Source organism: Pseudomonas lyxosi, assembly GCF_047758685.1.
Lineage (GTDB): Bacteria > Pseudomonadota > Gammaproteobacteria > Pseudomonadales > Pseudomonadaceae > Aquipseudomonas > Aquipseudomonas lyxosi.
Genome location: NZ_CP180481.1, coordinates 738409 through 754173, shown reverse-complemented (window position 1 = coordinate 754173; position 15765 = coordinate 738409). Strand labels below are relative to the sequence as shown.

At 61.4% G+C, this 15765-nt stretch carries 20 protein-coding genes; 12 read left to right on the top strand and 8 right to left on the bottom strand.

Annotation, left to right across the window (positions count from 1 at the left end):
- Nucleotides 1-113: 113 nt before the first annotated feature.
- Nucleotides 114-998, top strand: coding sequence for a sugar nucleotide-binding protein (locus tag ACMXYI_RS03605; protein ID WP_415771713.1), 885 nt, complete (start codon nucleotides 114-116; stop codon nucleotides 996-998).
- Nucleotides 991-1920, top strand: coding sequence for an NAD-dependent epimerase/dehydratase family protein (locus tag ACMXYI_RS03600; RefSeq protein WP_415771711.1), 930 nt, complete (start codon nucleotides 991-993; stop codon nucleotides 1918-1920). Before ACMXYI_RS03605 ends, ACMXYI_RS03600 begins: the two co-directional genes overlap by 8 nt.
- A 147-nt stretch (nucleotides 1921-2067) precedes the next feature.
- On the opposite strand, the gene ACMXYI_RS03595 is transcribed toward ACMXYI_RS03600, so the two are convergent.
- From ACMXYI_RS03595 to ACMXYI_RS03575, 5 genes are all read right to left on the bottom strand, one after another.
- Complete coding sequence (locus tag ACMXYI_RS03595) at nucleotides 2068-2766, bottom strand: OmpW/AlkL family protein (protein ID WP_415771709.1); 699 nt, start codon at nucleotides 2764-2766, stop codon at nucleotides 2068-2070.
- A 103-nt stretch (nucleotides 2767-2869) separates the two neighbouring features.
- On the bottom strand, nucleotides 2870-3388 hold the full coding sequence (locus tag ACMXYI_RS03590) for a DUF3299 domain-containing protein (protein ID WP_415771707.1): 519 nt from the start codon (nucleotides 3386-3388) through the stop codon (nucleotides 2870-2872).
- Between the two features lie 11 nt (nucleotides 3389-3399).
- Nucleotides 3400-4665 carry an ABC transporter permease gene (locus ACMXYI_RS03585; RefSeq protein ID WP_415771705.1) on the bottom strand — a complete coding sequence of 422 codons (1266 nt, stop codon included), beginning with the start codon at nucleotides 4663-4665 and terminating at the stop codon, nucleotides 3400-3402.
- 1 nt (nucleotide 4666) lies between these two features.
- Entirely contained in the window at nucleotides 4667-5377 is a 711-nt protein-coding gene (locus ACMXYI_RS03580; protein WP_415771703.1) for an ABC transporter ATP-binding protein, read from the bottom strand.
- Between the two features lie 23 nt (nucleotides 5378-5400).
- Nucleotides 5401-5979, bottom strand: coding sequence for a DUF2796 domain-containing protein (locus ACMXYI_RS03575; RefSeq protein WP_415771701.1), 579 nt, complete (start codon nucleotides 5977-5979; stop codon nucleotides 5401-5403).
- 135 nt (nucleotides 5980-6114) lie between these two features.
- Between ACMXYI_RS03575 and ACMXYI_RS03570 the strand changes: the two genes are divergently transcribed.
- Nucleotides 6115-6456 (top strand): hypothetical protein, encoded by a 342-nt coding sequence (locus ACMXYI_RS03570; RefSeq protein WP_415771699.1) that lies wholly within the window; start codon nucleotides 6115-6117, stop codon nucleotides 6454-6456.
- 14 nt (nucleotides 6457-6470) lie between these two features.
- Here the strand turns inward: ACMXYI_RS03570 and trxA are convergent, their stop codons facing one another.
- From trxA to ACMXYI_RS03555, 3 genes are all read right to left on the bottom strand, one after another.
- On the bottom strand, nucleotides 6471-7343 hold the full coding sequence (gene trxA / locus ACMXYI_RS03565) for a thioredoxin (RefSeq protein WP_415771697.1): 873 nt from the start codon (nucleotides 7341-7343) through the stop codon (nucleotides 6471-6473).
- 187 nt (nucleotides 7344-7530) lie between these two features.
- Nucleotides 7531-8187 (bottom strand): class I SAM-dependent methyltransferase, encoded by a 657-nt coding sequence (locus ACMXYI_RS03560; protein ID WP_415771695.1) that lies wholly within the window; start codon nucleotides 8185-8187, stop codon nucleotides 7531-7533.
- Nucleotides 8184-8648: a YbaY family lipoprotein gene (locus tag ACMXYI_RS03555; protein WP_283184638.1), complete on the bottom strand. Its 465-nt coding sequence runs from the start codon at nucleotides 8646-8648 to the stop codon at nucleotides 8184-8186. The genes ACMXYI_RS03560 and ACMXYI_RS03555 overlap by 4 nt, the downstream gene beginning before the upstream one ends.
- A 128-nt stretch (nucleotides 8649-8776) precedes the next feature.
- Between ACMXYI_RS03555 and nrdR the strand changes: the two genes are divergently transcribed.
- From nrdR to ACMXYI_RS03510, 9 genes are all read left to right on the top strand, one after another.
- Entirely contained in the window at nucleotides 8777-9241 is a 465-nt protein-coding gene (gene nrdR, locus ACMXYI_RS03550; protein WP_003228656.1) for a transcriptional regulator NrdR, read from the top strand.
- Nucleotides 9238-10371, top strand: a complete 1134-nt coding sequence (gene ribD / locus ACMXYI_RS03545) for a bifunctional diaminohydroxyphosphoribosylaminopyrimidine deaminase/5-amino-6-(5-phosphoribosylamino)uracil reductase RibD (protein WP_415771693.1) — start codon at nucleotides 9238-9240, stop codon at nucleotides 10369-10371. The genes nrdR and ribD overlap by 4 nt, the downstream gene beginning before the upstream one ends.
- A 46-nt stretch (nucleotides 10372-10417) precedes the next feature.
- The gene (locus tag ACMXYI_RS03540) at nucleotides 10418-11083 is read left to right on the top strand and encodes a riboflavin synthase (RefSeq protein WP_090179336.1); all 666 of its coding nucleotides are present in this window, start codon (nucleotides 10418-10420) and stop codon (nucleotides 11081-11083) included.
- A 16-nt stretch (nucleotides 11084-11099) separates the two neighbouring features.
- Nucleotides 11100-12191 carry a bifunctional 3,4-dihydroxy-2-butanone-4-phosphate synthase/GTP cyclohydrolase II gene (ribBA, locus tag ACMXYI_RS03535; RefSeq protein ID WP_403102729.1) on the top strand — a complete coding sequence of 364 codons (1092 nt, stop codon included), beginning with the start codon at nucleotides 11100-11102 and terminating at the stop codon, nucleotides 12189-12191.
- Nucleotides 12192-12282: 91 nt separating this feature from the next.
- Complete coding sequence (gene ribH / locus ACMXYI_RS03530) at nucleotides 12283-12759, top strand: 6,7-dimethyl-8-ribityllumazine synthase (RefSeq protein WP_003185938.1); 477 nt, start codon at nucleotides 12283-12285, stop codon at nucleotides 12757-12759.
- Complete coding sequence (gene nusB, locus ACMXYI_RS03525; protein WP_008153530.1) at nucleotides 12756-13256, top strand: transcription antitermination factor NusB; 501 nt, start codon at nucleotides 12756-12758, stop codon at nucleotides 13254-13256. The genes ribH and nusB overlap by 4 nt, the downstream gene beginning before the upstream one ends.
- Nucleotides 13257-13274: 18 nt before the next feature.
- Complete coding sequence (thiL, locus tag ACMXYI_RS03520) at nucleotides 13275-14240, top strand: thiamine-phosphate kinase (protein WP_415771690.1); 966 nt, start codon at nucleotides 13275-13277, stop codon at nucleotides 14238-14240.
- Nucleotides 14237-14740 carry a phosphatidylglycerophosphatase A family protein gene (locus tag ACMXYI_RS03515; protein WP_003228639.1) on the top strand — a complete coding sequence of 168 codons (504 nt, stop codon included), beginning with the start codon at nucleotides 14237-14239 and terminating at the stop codon, nucleotides 14738-14740. The genes thiL and ACMXYI_RS03515 overlap by 4 nt, the downstream gene beginning before the upstream one ends.
- Before the next feature lie 22 nt (nucleotides 14741-14762).
- Entirely contained in the window at nucleotides 14763-15500 is a 738-nt protein-coding gene (locus ACMXYI_RS03510) for a substrate-binding periplasmic protein (protein WP_415771688.1), read from the top strand.
- Nucleotides 15501-15765: the final 265 nt, after the last annotated feature.

Below are 15765 nucleotides of genomic sequence, written 5' to 3'. Positions count from 1 at the left end.
GGATGACGGTTGCGCACTAAACCCGCAAAATGCAACGATTCCGGCAACTATCGACGGCATCGCCCGCGAGCGGTGTCGATAAAGCCATCAATCAGACTGGGCCTGCTGACTCTATGCGAATGCGCCTTATGTTACTGGGCGGCGGAAATGCCCTTGGGCAGGCGCTGATTCGCCTCGGTGCGGAGGAAGACATCGGCTTCCTCGCCCCCCGCCCACCGCAAGACGGCTGGGACGCCGCGACCCTGACGCAACTGCTCGACGACACCCGTCCGGACGCGTTGATCAACCTCGCCTATTACTTCGACTGGTTTCAGGCGGAGACGGTCAGCGAACAACGTCTGGCCGGGCAGGAGCGGGCGATCGAGCGTCTGGCCGAACTGTGCCAGCATCACAACATCGTGCTGCTTCAACCGTCGAGCTATCGCGTGTTCGATGGTTCCCGGGCGACGGCCTACAGCGAAAAAGACGAACCGGTGCCCTTGGGCCTGCGCGGTCAGGCCTTGTGGCGGATCGAACAAAGCGTACGCGCCACCTGCCCGCAACACGTGTTGCTACGATTTGGCTGGCTGCTGGATGACAGCCCTGACGGCACCCTCGGGCGTTTTCTCGGTCGCGCCGAACTGCCTGAAGAATTGCTGATGGCCGATGACCGCCGGGGCAATCCGACGCCGGTGGATGACGCCGCGCGGGTGATCATCTCGGTCCTCAAGCAACTCGATTGCTCGGCGCCGCTGTGGGGCACCTACCATTACGCCGGGCATGAGGCGACCACGCCGCTGGCGCTTGGGCAGGCGATCCTCACCGAAGCACGCGCGCTGCATCCGCTGGCCATCGAAGCGCCCACCGCCCAGGCTCACGCCTCGCGACCGGACGCTGCCGAAGAGCCGCAACACGCGGTGCTGGCCTGCAAGAAAATTCTGCACACTTTCGGGATCAAGCCCCGCGCCTGGCGTGCGGCACTCCCGGGCTTACTGGATAGGTTTTATCGCCATGGCTGACGGCCCTGTTTTAATCACCGGCGGCGCCGGTTTCATCGGCTCGCACCTCACCGATGCCTTGCTCGCCAAGGGCCATTCGGTGCGCATCCTCGATGACCTCTCCACCGGCAAACGCAGCAACTTGCCGCTGGACAATCCCGGCGTCGAACTGATCGTGGGCGATGTCGCCGATGCCGCGCTGGTAACGCGGGCGATGGTCGGATGCAGCGCTGTGGCGCACCTGGCCGCAGTGGCATCGGTGCAGGCGTCGGTGGATGATCCGGTGAAGACTCACCAGAGCAACTTCATTGGCTCGCTGAATGTCTGCGAAGCCATGCGCCAGACCGGCGTCAAACGGGTGCTGTACGCGTCCAGCGCAGCGGTCTACGGCAACAATGGCGAAGGCGAGTCGATCGACGAAGACACGCCCAAGGCACCGTTGACGCCCTATGCTTCGGACAAGTTGGCGGGCGAGCACTACTTCGATTTTTATCGTCGCCAGCATGGTCTGGAACCGGTGATTTTCCGTTTCTTCAACATCTTCGGTCCACGCCAGGATCCGTCCTCGCCGTACTCCGGGGTGATCAGCATTTTCAGCGAGCGCGCGCAGAAGGGCCTGCCGATCACGGTATTCGGTGACGGTGAGCAGACTCGCGATTTCGTCTATGTCGAAGACCTGGTCGTCTTGCTGGTGCAAGCGATCGAGAAACCGCAGGTCGAAGTCGGCGCGGTCAACGTCGGCTGGAACCAGGCCACGACCCTCAAGCAAATGCTTGAAGCCCTTGAAGCGGTGGTCGGTCAATTGCCGCCGGTGAGCTATGGCCCGGCACGCTCCGGTGACATCCGCCACTCGCGAGCGAACAATCAGCGTTTGCTGGAGCGCTTTACCTACCCGGAGCAGACACCGATGAGTGTCGGCCTGGCGCGGTTGTTGGGGCGATAGTTCGTTCCCACGCTCTGCGTGGGAATGCCTCAATGGACGCTCCGCGTCCGCTTCGGCATGGGACGCGGAGCGTCCCTGGCTGCATTCCCACGCAGAGCGTGGGAACGATCAAGGCGCCTTTCGAGGCGCCTTTTTTGTGCGGCAATTTTAGAATTTGTAACCCAGGCCAACCATGTAGATGAACGGGTCTACGTCCACATCGACCTTGGCGCGAGTGCCCTGTGCCACTGCGTTATTTTGCACTGTCGCGGTGGTGTCGATGTCGATGTAGCGCACCTGGGCGTTGATCATGATGTTGTCGGTCAGCATGTAGTCGGCGCCGACCTGGAACGCCATGCCCCAAGAGTTATCCGCTTTGAAGTTGCTGAAGCCGTTGGCGCTGGCTTCGCTGCCAACGTGCTCGTCGTAGATCCAGGTGTAGTTGATACCGGCGCCGACATACGGCTGGAACGCGGACTTCGAGTCCAGTGGGTAGTACACAACGCTGAGCGTCGGTGGCAGGTGTTTCAGCGTACCGAGTTTGCCGTTGGCTGCGCCCAGGGCGGTGCCTTTGAGCTTCACGTCATGCTCGAACGGCGAGGCCGCCAGCAGCTCGATCCCCCAGTGGCTGTTGAGCATGTAAGCGAAGTTCAGACCCAGTTGCGTGTCGCTGCTCATGGTGGCCTTGCCACCCAGATCGGCACCCTTCAGCGGACCTTGATCAACCTTTACGCTGGAGCTGTCGGCTTTCGGGTTGACGGTGATTGCACCGGCACGAACGATGATATCGCCGGCTTCGTGGGCGTAGGCTAGCGGTGCTGCGAGCGCGAGGGCAAACAGCGAAGCGCTGAGCAAAGACTTGTGCATGGAGAGCTCCAAAGGACGTTAAAAATGTTCGATGTCCAATGGTACGGAGCCGTCTGGTACGGTCTTTTGACTCAGCTCAATGAAACAGTGATGGGGACGTCATTCACTCCGGCAGCTCATACACATAAATCTTGTCAGCCTGCATCTGATACCCGGCATCGGCCAATTCGCTGCTGGATGCCTTGACCTGCAGCGCACCCTCGATCCAGTACGGCTGATACAACTCGTCGAGCTTCACACCCACCTCGCTTTTGACGTGTACGATCTGGTTCGACGGCGGTGGCGGCACGTGGATGCAGGCGCCGAAATACGGCACCAGCAGAAACTCGGTGGTGCGACCTTCTTCACTGACTTCCAGCGGCACGATGTAGCCCGGCAGTCGAATGTTCTGACCGTCGAGACTTTTCACCACCGGCGCATTGGGCATGTCTTGCTTGGCCGCGGGTGCCGATTCGGCGGCCAACGCGTTGCCCATCTGCGACAGGTCGTGCAGCGGCGTCATGTTCGGCACTTCCGGTGCGGCGTCTGGCGGGATCATTTCCGACCAGGTCAGGTCTTTCGGCTCGGCTGCCCACAGGGGCAAGGCGACCAGCATCAACAGTGCAAGCACAGCGCGGGGCATGTTCAACGTCCTCATAAACGGATCGACAGGCCATCGGCCAGGGATTGGCGATACGCGCGCCATGCCGGCACGCTGCCCATCAGCAACGCGGCGATCAGGATGCCACCGAGCAGCGTCCATTCATATTCGCTCGGCCAGGCCAGCGGCAAGTACAAGCCGTAATTCGCCTGCACGTAACCCTGAGCCACGGCAATGCACGCGTAAAGCAGCGCTACACCGGCGATCACCCCGGACAGCGCCAAGGCAAACGCCTCCAGCACCAACAACGTCGCGATGTGCCACGGCCGGGCTCCCACCGAACGCAGAATCGCCATCTCCCGCCGGCGTTCGTTGAGGCTGGTGAGGATTGCCGTGAGCATGCCGATCAACCCGGTCAGCACCACGAACAGCGACACCACGAACAAGGCTTTTTCCGCCGTGCTCATCAAACTCCACAGCTCTTGCAACGCCACGCCCGGCAGGATCGCCAGCATCGGTTCACCACGAAATTCATTGATCTCACGCTGTAGCGCGAAGGTCGAAATCTTGCTGTTGAGGCCGAGCATGAACGCGGTGATCGCTTGCGGCGTCAGGTCCATGTTGCGTGCCTGATCGGCACTGATCCGACCGTTGCCGCGCGCCGGCACACCGTTGTGCCAGTCGATGTGAATGGCTTCCATGCCACCGAGGCTGATGTGCAGCGTGCGGTCCACCGGGGTGCCGGTGCGTTTGAGAATGCCGACCACGGTGAACGGCTTGTCGTCGTGCTTGACCAGACTGATCACCGCCACGCCGTGGGCCAGCACCAGTTTGTCACCGAGTTTGTAGTGCAGCGCGTCGGCCACTTCGGCACCGAGCACCACTTCGAACGGGTCGGTGGCGAAGGCGCGGCCGTCGGCCAGTTCCAGGTGTTGCTGATGACCGTATTGATAGTGTTCGAAGTACGCCTCGGTGGTGCCCATCACCCGATAACCGCGATGGGAGTCGCCGAGGGACATCGGGATTGCCCACTTCACTTTTGGGTTGTTGGCGAAGTGTTCGAAGCTGTCCCAGCGGATGTTGTTGGTGGCGTTGCCGATGCGGAACACCGAGTACAGCAGCAGGTTCACCGAACCGGAACGTGCGCCGACGATCAAGTCGGTGCCGCTGATGGTGCTGGCGAAACTGGCCTTGGCTTCGGTGCGCACCCGTTCCACCGCGAGCAGCAGGCAGACCGACAGGGCAATGGCGAACGCAGTGAGGATCGCGGTGAAGCGGCGGTTAGCCAGGCTGGCCATGGCTAGACGAAACAAATACATCTCAGACCTCGGACGGAGTGGCGGCGCGATTGAGATCGGCCAGCGACAAGTGGCGATCGAACAGCGGCGCGAGGCTTTGGTCATGGCTGACGAATAACAGGCTCGATCCGGCTTCGCGGCATTCGGCGAACAGCAAGCGAAGGAAGTTCTCGCGGGCGTCGTAATCCAGGGCTGAAGTCGGTTCGTCGGCGATCACCAGTTCCGGCTGACCGATCAACGCGCGCGCAGCGGCCACCCGTTGCTGCTGACCAATGGACAGTGAATCGGCGCGACGGCTGAGCAGGTTTTGATCCTTCAAACCCAAGTGGGCGAGAAGGGTGGCCGCCGCCTGATCGACGCTGCCGTGACGCTGGATCGCCCGTTCCGCGCGCAGTTTGGAAAAGTGGCAGGGCAACTCAACGTTCTCGCGCACCGAGAGAAACGGCAGCAAGTTGAACTGCTGGAAGATGTAGCCGGTGTGATCGACCCGGAAGTGGTCGCGAGCGCCGGCTGAGAGTTCGGTCAGCTCCTGGCCCAGCAATCGGATGCTGCCGCGATCGGGCTTCTGCACACCGCCGAGCAGACCGAGCAGGGTGGTCTTGCCGCTACCGCTGGGGCCTTTAAGGAACAGGGTTTCGCCAGGCATAAGGCGAAACGCCGGGATATCCAGCAGCGGCGGATGACCGGGCCAGCTGAAGCCCAGGTCGGACAGTTCGATGAGTGCTTGGGTCATGTGAGCCAATTTCTATGAGAATGTCAGAATTTCAGGGCGGCTGCCTTGGCCGTCACTTCGACCCCTTGCTGCCCGCTCGGGCTGATCAGTTGTACCTGAATCTTCTGGGTCGCCGGGAAGGTGTTGAAGATGTTCGCCAAGTCCAGGTTTTTCAGCGCGCCCGGTGCCGAGCAGCTGAACTGGTAATGAGCATGGATTTCGCTGTGGTCATGGTGATGCCCGTCCTTGGCCTCTTCATCGTGATCATCATCGGCATCGGGCTTGTCGCCGAACAACGGACTTTCCAGTTCCTGAGTCGCAACCACGCAGCCAGCGGCTTTCGGCAGGTTGAACAGCACCAGCGGTTTCTCAAGCTGCGCACGAACGGCGGCGACTTTGGCCTTGTCGGCGTCGGTGGTGGCGGCGTGTTCGAAACCCACCAGGTTCATCGCCGGGCTTTCCAGTTCCAGCTCCAGGGTCTGACCGTCCAGCGCTGCGTTCAGGCGACCGACACCATGTTCGTGGGCGCCGAGGCTGCCGTGCTCATGGTCGTGTTCATCAGCGGCGTGGGCGACGGCCAGCGGCAACAGGGCAAACGGCAGAGCAAGAAGCAGACGGCGCATGGCGGGTCTCCGAAAAGTAAAATGAAGAATTTGTAATGTAATCTTATAACGTAAGTGGCGAGAGTTTGACCGCCTGCTTGGCGTTGCACAAGTCCCATGGGAGCATGCAAGTCAGAAATGTGCAGGAGCAGACTTATGTTGCGTATACGCGGAAGCATCGGCGACTGGCCGGTGGATTTGACGCTGGAGATGGATGACGGCGACTGGGCACGGCTCGGTGCGCAGTTGCAGGTGGTGAAACCGGAGGCCAGTGCTGCACCGGCAAAACCGATCAATCAGGATGATGCGCTGTGGCAGATCGCCAAGGATTTGCTGCGCAAGGCCGGGCAATTGAGCGGGCCGGATCTGCTGGATCAGTTGGAAGGGCTGACCGGCAGCGCGGTGTCGGGCAAGCGGTTGCTGGTGCGTTTGCGCCATTGCTCGGGTGTGAAGGTGACGAGCGGCGGAGATACGCCGCTCTACAGTTGGATCGAGTAAATCGCAAAGATCTTTCAATAAAGCGCAGCAAACAACTTGCGGCGGTACATGGTCACCAGCGGGTGATCGTTGCCCAGCAGTTCGAACACCTGCAGCAAGGTCTTGTGCGGCAAGCCTTCGTTGTAGCTGCGATTGCGCACGAACAGCTTGAGCAACGCATCCAGAGCCGCGTCGTACTGCTGACGGGCCAGTTGCTGGATCGCCAACTGATAAACCGCTTCATCGTCCTGCGGATTTTTTGCCAGGCGTGCTTTCAGGTCTGCCGCATCCGGCAAATCCTTGGCCTGGCCGAGGAACTGGATCTGCGCCTTGGCGCCGGCGAGGGCGGCCTTGTGCTCGTCGCTCTTGACCGCGTCGAGCACGATTTGCGCTTCACCCAGCTCGCCACGTTCGGTGAGGCAGCGGGCGTAGAGAATCAGCGCCTTGGCATTGGTGTTGTCTTCGCCCAGCAGCACTTTCAGGGTGGCTTCGGCGTCGGCAAAGCGGTTGTCATCAAACAGCGCCTGAGCCTGTTCGAACGGATCGGCAGCAGCCGGTGGCGGCATTTGCACGTGAGGTTCGAGCATGGCGCGCACGGCGGATTCCGGCTGTGCACCGGCAAAACCATCCACCGGCTGACCGTCCTTGAACAGCACCACCGTCGGCAGGCTGCGAATGCCGAAGCGCGAAACGATGTCCGGCTCGACGTCGCAGTTGACCTTGGCCAGCAGCAACTCGCCCTGATAGCTCTCGGCGATGGTTTGCAGCATCGGCATCAACGCCTTGCACGGCGCACACCATTCGGCCCAGAAATCCACCAGCACCGGTTTGTGGAATGAGTTCTCGATCACCGACTGCTCGAAATCGGCAGTCGTGGCGTCGAAGATGTACGGCGTTTCCTGACTCATGGGGGATCTCTTGGAAGCGTGAATGGAGCAACTATACGGCTTGGTAGGGGGTGGCCGGAAGCCAGAGTACCGATCGTTCCCACGCTCTGCGTGGGAATGCCTCTTGTGACGCTCTGCGTCACGCGGCGACAAGGGACGCGGAGCGTCCCGGGCTGCATTCCCACGCTGGAGCGTGGGAACGATCAGGCTAGCCGCGCCGCGCGTGGTAGAGGCTCACATGCCGAAACTCTTCGGGTTCGGCCAGATCGGGCAAGGTCATCGCTTCCAGCATCTCGATGCGTTGATATAACGGGTGGCGAAAATCCCTCACGCGCGAATCGGCCACCAGGGCTTGCTGGCCGCGACTCAGGAATTCATCGAGCAACGGCAGATTCGCCCGGTCGTACAGCACGTCGGCCACCAGAATCAGATCAAAGCGATCCGCTTCGGCGAAAAAATCTGTCGAGTAGTTGAGGTGTACGTCATTGAGTTCGGCATTCGCCCGGCACGCGGCAATCGCCAGCGGATCGAGATCACAGGCCACCACTTCCAGCGCTCCGGCCTTCACCGCCGCAATCCCCGCCACCCCGGAACCGGCACCGAAATCCAGCACCCGTTTGCCTATGACCCACTCGGGGAATTCGGCGAGATAGCGGGCAACCGCCAGGCCACTGGCCCAGCAGAAACTCCAATAAGGCGGCTCATGCAGAATCCGCCGGGTTTCTTCCGGGCTGAACGCGCGGTCCATGTTGTCTCCGTCGATCAGCCAAAGCTTCAGATCGGTGTCCGGCAATGCGACAGGCACAAGCTGCGCATCACCGAGCAGTTCGCCTAACGCCTGTTGCAGGTCGAGCGGTGCAATCATGGCGCTTTGACGAATTGCAGCTGACCCAGCACTTGCGTCGTTGGCTGGCTGATGACTTGCGACGGCAGATGCAAAATCAACTGGCCGGACTGGCTGGCGCGGCCCCGCAGTTCAACGCGGGCACCGACCGGGAAGGATTCCGGGTTGAAACGCAGGTGAAACGGCAGAATCTGATTGGTGCCGATCAGGCTGGAACTGGCCAGCAATTGTTGCGGGCGGTCCTTGTCGTCGATCACCAGCAGCGCCAGTTCGACTTCGGCACCGGCCGGCACGCCTTGCAGGGTGCCGCTCAATTCACGCTGATAAGCGGGCAGCGGGCCGAGGTTGGCCGATTCCCTGGCTTTCTTCTGTGCCTGTTGTGGCGCGGGGCCTGGCGTCGGCGGCTGGGGCTTGGGCGCATCGCTGCTGCAGGCCACCAGCAGGCTGAAAAGACTGAGCAAAACGAGCGGTCTTAGGGACATTTTCGGCTCCAGCAAGGTGAAATCCATGGATCTAGCTCTATAGCCCGTCTGTATACCGCAAACCCTATGGCTTGTCTTGCCACGGGGATGCGCTACCATGGCCCTCCCTTTTTTTGTTGCCTGCCACCATGCACTGTCCCTTCTGCGGTGCCAACGACACCAAGGTCATCGACTCGCGTCTGGTCGCCGAGGGCGAACAGGTGCGCCGCCGGCGCGAATGCCTGGCCTGCGGCGAGCGTTTCACGACGTTCGAGACGGCTGAACTGGTGTTGCCGCGCCTGATCAAAACCGACGGCAGCCGCCAGCCGTTCGACGAAGAAAAACTCCGCGCCGGCATGCAGCGTGCGCTGGAGAAGCGCCCGGTGAGTGTCGAGCGCCTGGAATCGTCGCTGGTGCACATCAAACACAAACTGCGCGCCACCGGTGAGCGAGAGGTTAAATCCCTTGTCGTCGGTGAACTGGTGATGGCCGAGCTGCAAAAGCTCGACGAAGTCGCCTACATTCGTTTCGCCTCCGTGTATCGGCGCTTCCAGGACCTCAACGAGTTCCGCGAAGAGATCGATCGCCTGGCCAGAGAGCCGGTGAAAGAATGACCACCTCTTCCGAACAAGCCATCCTCGACGCCCATTACATGGCCCGTGCCCTGGAACTGGCGCGCAAAGGTCATTACACGACGCACCCCAACCCTCGGGTTGGCTGCTTGATCGTGCGTGACGGGCAAATTGTCGGCGAAGGCTGGCACGTGCGCACCGGCGAACCCCACGCCGAAGTCCACGCCCTGCGCGCCGCCGGTGATAAGGCTCGAGGCGCCACCGCTTACGTGACCCTCGAACCTTGCAGCCACCACGGACGGACGCCGCCCTGCGCCGATGCGCTGGTACATGCGGGTGTGGCTCGAGTCGTCGCGGCGATGCAAGACCCGAATCCGTCGGTTGCCGGTCGTGGCATGCAGCGCCTGGCCCAGGCCGGCATCGCTACCGAAAGCGGCGTGCTGGAAGGCGAAGCACGAAAGCTTAATGAAGGTTTCCTCAAGCGCATGGAACACGGCTTGCCGTTCGTGCGGGTCAAGTTGGCCATGAGCCTCGACGGTCGCACGGCGATGGAAAGCGGCGAAAGCCAATGGATCACCGGTCCTGCGGCGCGTTCGGCGGTACAACGCCTGCGCGCTCAGGCCAGCGTAGTGCTGACCGGCGCCGACACGGTGCTGGCAGACAACGCCCGTCTCACTGTGCGTGCCGATGAGTTGGGCCTGGATCCTGAGCAAACGGCCCTGGCCATGAGCCGTCCGCCGCTTCGCGTGCTGATCGACGGCCGCCTGCGCGTGCCGCTGGACGCGCCGTTCTTCAAGGCGGGCCCGGCGCTGGTCGCCACGTGCATGGCGATCGAAGAGCAATACGCCCATGGCCCTGAGTGCTTGATTGTGGCGGGCGAGGATGGCTTGGTCGACCTGCGCAAACTGCTGGTCGAACTGGCCAATCGCGGGGTCAACGAAGTGTTGGTCGAAGCGGGGCCGCGTCTGGCCGGGGCTTTCGCTCAGCAAGGGCTGGTGGACGAGTTTCAGATTTTCATCGCTGGCAAGTTTTTAGGTTCGTCTGCGCGCCCGCTGCTGGATTGGCCGCTCGCGCAAATGAAGGATGCGCCTGAACTCAAAATCATCGAAATTCGCGCGGTTGGCGATGACTGGCGAGTCATCGCCATTCCTTCGCCAGCGGCGAGCGTATAATTCCGGGCCTGCGCCACGCGACGGCCCTGTTCTCGAGGAGGACTCCATGTTTACCGGCATCATCGAATCCATCGGCAGTATTCGTGCATTGACCCCAAAAGGCGGAGATGTGCGGGTACACGTAGAAACCGGCAAGCTCGACCTGAGCGACGTCAAACTGGGCGACAGCATCGCGGTCAACGGCGTGTGCCTGACCGCGGTTGAATTGCCGGGCAACGGCTTTGCGGCGGACGTCAGTCGCGAAACCCTCGACTGCACCGCGATGAACGACCTCAAAAGCGGCAGCCCGGTCAACCTGGAAAAAGCCCTGACCCCGACCACTCGCCTCGGCGGGCATCTGGTCAGCGGGCACGTCGATGGCGTGGGCGAAGTGGTTGCCCGTACCGAGAATGCTCGCGCTGTGGAGTTCCGCATCCGCGCGCCGAAAGAACTGGCCAAGTACATCGCCCATAAAGGCTCGATCACCGTCGACGGCACCAGCCTGACCGTGAACGCGGTCGATGGCGCCGAGTTCCTGCTGACGATCATTCCGCATACCCTGAGCGAAACCATCATGGCGTCTTACCAGCCAGGTCGCCGGGTGAATCTTGAAGTCGACTTGCTGGCACGTTATCTGGAGCGCCTGTTGTTGGGCGACAAGGCCGCAGAGCCGACAAAATCCGGGAACATTACCGAAAGCTTTCTGGCCGCCAACGGCTACCTCAAATCCTGACCCAAGGGGGTGCCTTGTGGCGCTCAATAGCATCGAAGAACTGGTTGAAGACATCCGCCAAGGCAAGATGGTCATCCTCATGGATGACGAAGACCGCGAGAACGAAGGCGACCTGATCATGGCCGCCGAGTGCTGCCAGCCTGAACACATCAACTTCATGGCCAAGCACGCCCGTGGCCTGATCTGCATGCCGATGAGCCGCGAGCGCTGCGAACTGCTGAAGCTGCCTCTGATGGCGCCGCGCAACGGTTCCGGCTTCGGCACCAAGTTCACCGTGTCCATCGAAGCAGCCACCGGCGTGACCACCGGCATTTCCGCCGCCGACCGTGCGCGTACCGTGCAGGCCGCTGCCGCGAAAGACGCCAAGGCTGAAGACATCGTCAGCCCCGGCCACATCTTCCCGCTGATGGCCCAGGCTGGCGGCACTCTCGCTCGCGCCGGCCACACCGAAGCGGCGTGCGACCTGGCGCGCATGGCCGGTTTCGAGCCGAGCGGCGTGATCTGCGAAGTGATGAACGACGACGGCACCATGTCCCGCCGCGCGGAACTGGAAGCGTTTGCCGCCGAACACAACATCAAGATCGGCACCATCGCTGACCTTATTCACTACCGGATGATTCACGAACGTACCGTTCAGCGGATTGCCGAGCAGCCGCTGGACAGCGAACTGGGCCAATTCAACCTGGTGACCTATCGTGATTCCGTGGAAGGCGACGTGCACATGGCCCTGACCCTGGGCACCGTGTGCGCCGAAGAGCCGACCCTGGTTCGGGTGCACAACATGGACCCGCTGCGCGACCTGTTGATGGTCAAGCAGCCTGGCCGCTGGAGCCTGCGCGCCGCGATGGCTGCGGTTGCCGAGGCTGGCAGCGGTGTCGTGCTGTTGCTCGGTCACCCGCTCGATGGCGACGTGTTGCTGGCGCACATCCGCGAAACCGCGGAGCACGCTCCGGCGAAAAAACCGACCACCTACAGCATCGTCGGTGCCGGTTCGCAGATCCTCCGGGACCTGGGCGTGCGCAAAATGCGCCTGATGAGTGCGCCAATGAAATTTAATGCGATATCCGGTTTCGATCTGGAAGTTGTAGAATACGTGCCCTCCGAATAATGACCGGTTGTTTCCAGTCCTTGATTCGCGGTTAACACATCACTGAGGGACGCGTAGAAAACGCGTCCCGGCTCTTTAAGAGATCTAACGAATGACCCTGAAGACCATCGAAGGTACCTTCATCGCCCCTAAAGGCCGCTACGCTTTGGTAGTAGGCCGTTTCAACAGCTTCGTCGTTGAAAGCCTGGTCAGCGGTGCAGTTGATGCCCTGGTTCGCCACGGCGTGAGCGAAAGCGACATCACCATCATCCGCGCACCTGGCGCCTTCGAAATCCCGCTGGTTGCGCAGAAAGTCGCTCAGAAGGGCGAATACGCGGCAATCATCGCCCTGGGCGCGGTCATTCGTGGCGGTACTCCGCACTTCGAATACGTGGCTGGCGAATGCACCAAGGGCCTGGCCCAGGTGTCCATGGAGTTCGGCGTTCCAGTCGCATTTGGCGTGCTGACCGTTGATTCCATCGAGCAAGCCATCGAACGTTCCGGCACCAAGGCCGGCAACAAAGGTGCTGAAGCTGCCCTGTCCGCTCTGGAAATGGTCAGCCTGCTGGCGCAGTTGGAGGCCAAGTGATTAGCGACGAAAGCGATCGTTTCAACCCGCGCGATCCAAAGCCTGCGGATGCCGGCAAGCCATCGAAAAGCGTCAAGCGTCGCGAAGCCCGTCAGCTCGCGACTCAGGCGCTGTACCAATGGCACATGGCCAAGCAATCTTTGAACGAGATCGAAGCGCAGTTTCGGGTCGATAACGATTTCAGCGATGTCGATGCCGCTTACTTTCACGACATCCTGCACGGCGTTCCGGCTCACAAGCCTGAGATCGACGCTGCACTGACGCCGTGCCTGGACATCACCATCGAAGAGCTGGACCCGGTTGAACTGGCCGTTCTGCGTCTGTCGACCTGGGAACTGCTCAAGCGCGTCGACGTGCCGTACCGCGTTGTGATCAACGAAGGTATCGAGCTGGCGAAAGTCTTCGGTTCCACCGACGGCCACAAGTTCGTCAACGGTGTACTCGACAAGCTGGCCCCGCGTCTGCGTGAAGCTGAAGTGAAGGCGTTCAAGCGCTAATCGGCGCTTGCAATCGCTATGGGTGAGTTTGAGCTGATCCGCAATTTCTTCGCCGCCGCGCCTTGTGCGCAGGGCGGCGAAGGCGTTGCCCTCGGGATCGGCGATGACTGCGCCTTGCTGGCTGTTCCCCCCGGGGAGCAGTTGGCGATTTCCACCGACACACTGGTTGCCGGTGTGCATTTCGCAGATCCTTGCGACCCGTTTCTGCTCGGTCAGCGCTCGCTGGCCGTGGCCGTCAGCGATCTGGCTGCCATGGGCGCCACTCCCGTTGCCTTTACCCTTGCCCTGACCTTGCCGACGGTGACCGCCGATTGGCTGGACGCCTACGCCCGTGGTTTGAACACCATGGCGCAGAGCTGCGGTGTGGCGCTGGTAGGCGGTGATACCAGCCGTGGGCCATTGAGCCTGACGATGACTGTGTTTGGGCGTGTGCCGACCGGTCAGGCGTTGACCCGCAGCGGTGCGCAGCCAGGCGATTTGCTGTGCGTTGGCGGTGAGCTTGGCAACGCGGCGGGGGCATTGCCGCTGGTGCTCGGCCAGCGGACGACTGAAGCCGCCATCGCCGATCCGCTGCTGGCGCATTATTGGTCGCCGCAGCCGCAACTCGCATTGGGCCAGGCGCTACGCGGCAAAGCCACCTCGGCGCTGGACATCTCCGACGGCCTGCTCGCGGACTGCGGGCATATTGCTCTCGCGTCAAAGGTCGGCATTCAGGTTGACCGGGACACGCTGCCATTGTCGAAAGCTTTGGTCGCCTTCCTCGGCCAATCGGGTGCAGAAGTCGCGGCCCTGAGCGGCGGTGATGATTACGTGCTGGCCTTTACCTTGCCGTCCGTCGAGTTGCCGAAACTGGTGGCCGATGGCTGGCCGATCCATGTGGTCGGCCGTGTTGTGATGGGGCAGGGCGTGGTTCTGCTGGACGCCGATGGACAAGACATCACCCCGCAAGCCCGGGGCTATCAACATTTTCGGGAGACACCGTGACAGATCATCCCAAACAGGTCCCGGCGGAATTCGTACCGCCTTCGGTCTGGCGCAATCCGTGGCATTTCCTGGCGTTCGGCTTCGGCTCGGGCACCTTGCCAAAAGCACCGGGCACCTGGGGTTCGTTAGTTGCGCTACCCTTTATCCCGTTGTGGCAGATGCTGCCCGATTGGGGCTACTGGCTGATGCTCGGCATCACCATGCTGTTTGGCTTCTGGCTGTGCGGCAAGGTCGCCGACGATTTGCGGGTGCACGACCACGAAGGCATCGTCTGGGATGAAATGGTCGGGATGTGGATCACCTTGTGGCTGGTGCCGGAAGGTTGGTACTGGTTGCTGGCGGGTTTTTTGATGTTCCGCTTCTTCGACATCCTCAAGCCGTGGCCGATTCGCTGGATCGACCGGCATGTGCATGGCGGCGTCGGGATCATGCTCGATGACGTATTGGCCGGGGTGTTTGCGTGGTTGGCGATGCAGGGGCTGGTATGGATTTTTGCCTGACGGGCAAAACAGGGGACTAGGGATGGCTCGACGCTGGTTGGCTGTGATGATTTTCGCGATGTTTTGCTCGCTCGCCCGGGCGAGTGACGAGGGCACAACGCCGTCGGTGATTCATCTGGCCAGCGAAGACTGGGAAGACTACACCGCCGCCGATGGCCACGGTCTGGGCTGGGACGTGTTGCGGGAAGTCTTCGAGCCGGCAGGCGTCAAACTGGACATCCGCAGCGAACCCTACGTCCGCTCCATGGGCCTGGCCCAGCGCGGCGAAGTGGATGCCTGTGTCGGCTCCTATCTTGATGAGTCCAGCGATCTGCTCTATCCGCACTGGAACTTCGATACCGATCACATCTATGCCTTGGGCCTGGCCAGCAACCCCGCGCCGACCCCGGAAACCCTGGGCAACTATCGACTGGCCTGGGTCCGCGGCTACGATTATCAGGATTACCTGCCCAACGTACGCCGCTATAACGAAGTCATGCGGCGTACTGGAATTTTGTCGATGTTGACTCGCAACCGCGCCGACTTTTACATCGACGCGCTGACCGAGGTCGACTATGTCCTCAGGTGGGCCAAGGATCCGTCGCAGTTCCGTCGTACCCACATCGCGGAATTACCGCTGTATCTGTGCTTTGCCAAGACCCCCAAGGCCCGGATACTGATGGCGCTGTTCGATCAACGCATGGAAGTGTTGGTGAAAAGCGGCCAGTTGAAACCGATTTTCGAACGCTGGAAACAACCTTATCCATTCGACTCAAACTAAGCGCGAACCCTGTAGCAGCTGGCGAAGCCTGCGTTCGGCGGCGAAGCCGTCGTAAATTCAGGCACCGCGGTGTATCAGACTGACCAAGTCGGCAGGTTTCACGACGGCTTCGCCGCCGAACGCAGGCTTCGCCAGCTGCTACAGGGCGTGCGTAGGCTGGGCCTTAGGCGCCAGTGATCTAACTTTTTGATTGTTATGCCCCATAATTCAGCCTAAGCGTCTGTCGGAACGTGCTGTTACAATGCCGCGTCTGCGAATCTCCAGT

What these genes read in the sequence shown, in the direction of transcription:
- ACMXYI_RS03605 (WP_415771713.1), top strand. Translation starts at nt 114, where the DNA reads ATGCGAATGCGCCTTATGTTACTGGGCGGCGGAAATGCCCTTGGGCAG.
- ACMXYI_RS03600 (WP_415771711.1), top strand. Translation starts at nt 991, where the DNA reads ATGGCTGACGGCCCTGTTTTAATCACCGGCGGCGCCGGTTTCATCGGC.
- ACMXYI_RS03595 (WP_415771709.1), bottom strand. Translation starts at nt 2,766, where the DNA reads ATGCACAAGTCTTTGCTCAGCGCTTCGCTGTTTGCCCTCGCGCTCGCA.
- ACMXYI_RS03590 (WP_415771707.1), bottom strand. Translation starts at nt 3,388, where the DNA reads ATGCCCCGCGCTGTGCTTGCACTGTTGATGCTGGTCGCCTTGCCCCTG.
- ACMXYI_RS03585 (WP_415771705.1), bottom strand. Translation starts at nt 4,665, where the DNA reads ATGTATTTGTTTCGTCTAGCCATGGCCAGCCTGGCTAACCGCCGCTTC.
- ACMXYI_RS03580 (WP_415771703.1), bottom strand. Translation starts at nt 5,377, where the DNA reads ATGACCCAAGCACTCATCGAACTGTCCGACCTGGGCTTCAGCTGGCCC.
- ACMXYI_RS03575 (WP_415771701.1), bottom strand. Translation starts at nt 5,979, where the DNA reads ATGCGCCGTCTGCTTCTTGCTCTGCCGTTTGCCCTGTTGCCGCTGGCC.
- ACMXYI_RS03570 (WP_415771699.1), top strand. Translation starts at nt 6,115, where the DNA reads ATGTTGCGTATACGCGGAAGCATCGGCGACTGGCCGGTGGATTTGACG.
- trxA (WP_415771697.1), bottom strand. Translation starts at nt 7,343, where the DNA reads ATGAGTCAGGAAACGCCGTACATCTTCGACGCCACGACTGCCGATTTC.
- ACMXYI_RS03560 (WP_415771695.1), bottom strand. Translation starts at nt 8,187, where the DNA reads ATGATTGCACCGCTCGACCTGCAACAGGCGTTAGGCGAACTGCTCGGT.
- ACMXYI_RS03555 (WP_283184638.1), bottom strand. Translation starts at nt 8,648, where the DNA reads ATGTCCCTAAGACCGCTCGTTTTGCTCAGTCTTTTCAGCCTGCTGGTG.
- nrdR (WP_003228656.1), top strand. Translation starts at nt 8,777, where the DNA reads ATGCACTGTCCCTTCTGCGGTGCCAACGACACCAAGGTCATCGACTCG.
- ribD (WP_415771693.1), top strand. Translation starts at nt 9,238, where the DNA reads ATGACCACCTCTTCCGAACAAGCCATCCTCGACGCCCATTACATGGCC.
- ACMXYI_RS03540 (WP_090179336.1), top strand. Translation starts at nt 10,418, where the DNA reads ATGTTTACCGGCATCATCGAATCCATCGGCAGTATTCGTGCATTGACC.
- ribH (WP_003185938.1), top strand. Translation starts at nt 12,283, where the DNA reads ATGACCCTGAAGACCATCGAAGGTACCTTCATCGCCCCTAAAGGCCGC.
- thiL (WP_415771690.1), top strand. Translation starts at nt 13,275, where the DNA reads ATGGGTGAGTTTGAGCTGATCCGCAATTTCTTCGCCGCCGCGCCTTGT.
- ACMXYI_RS03510 (WP_415771688.1), top strand. Translation starts at nt 14,763, where the DNA reads ATGGCTCGACGCTGGTTGGCTGTGATGATTTTCGCGATGTTTTGCTCG.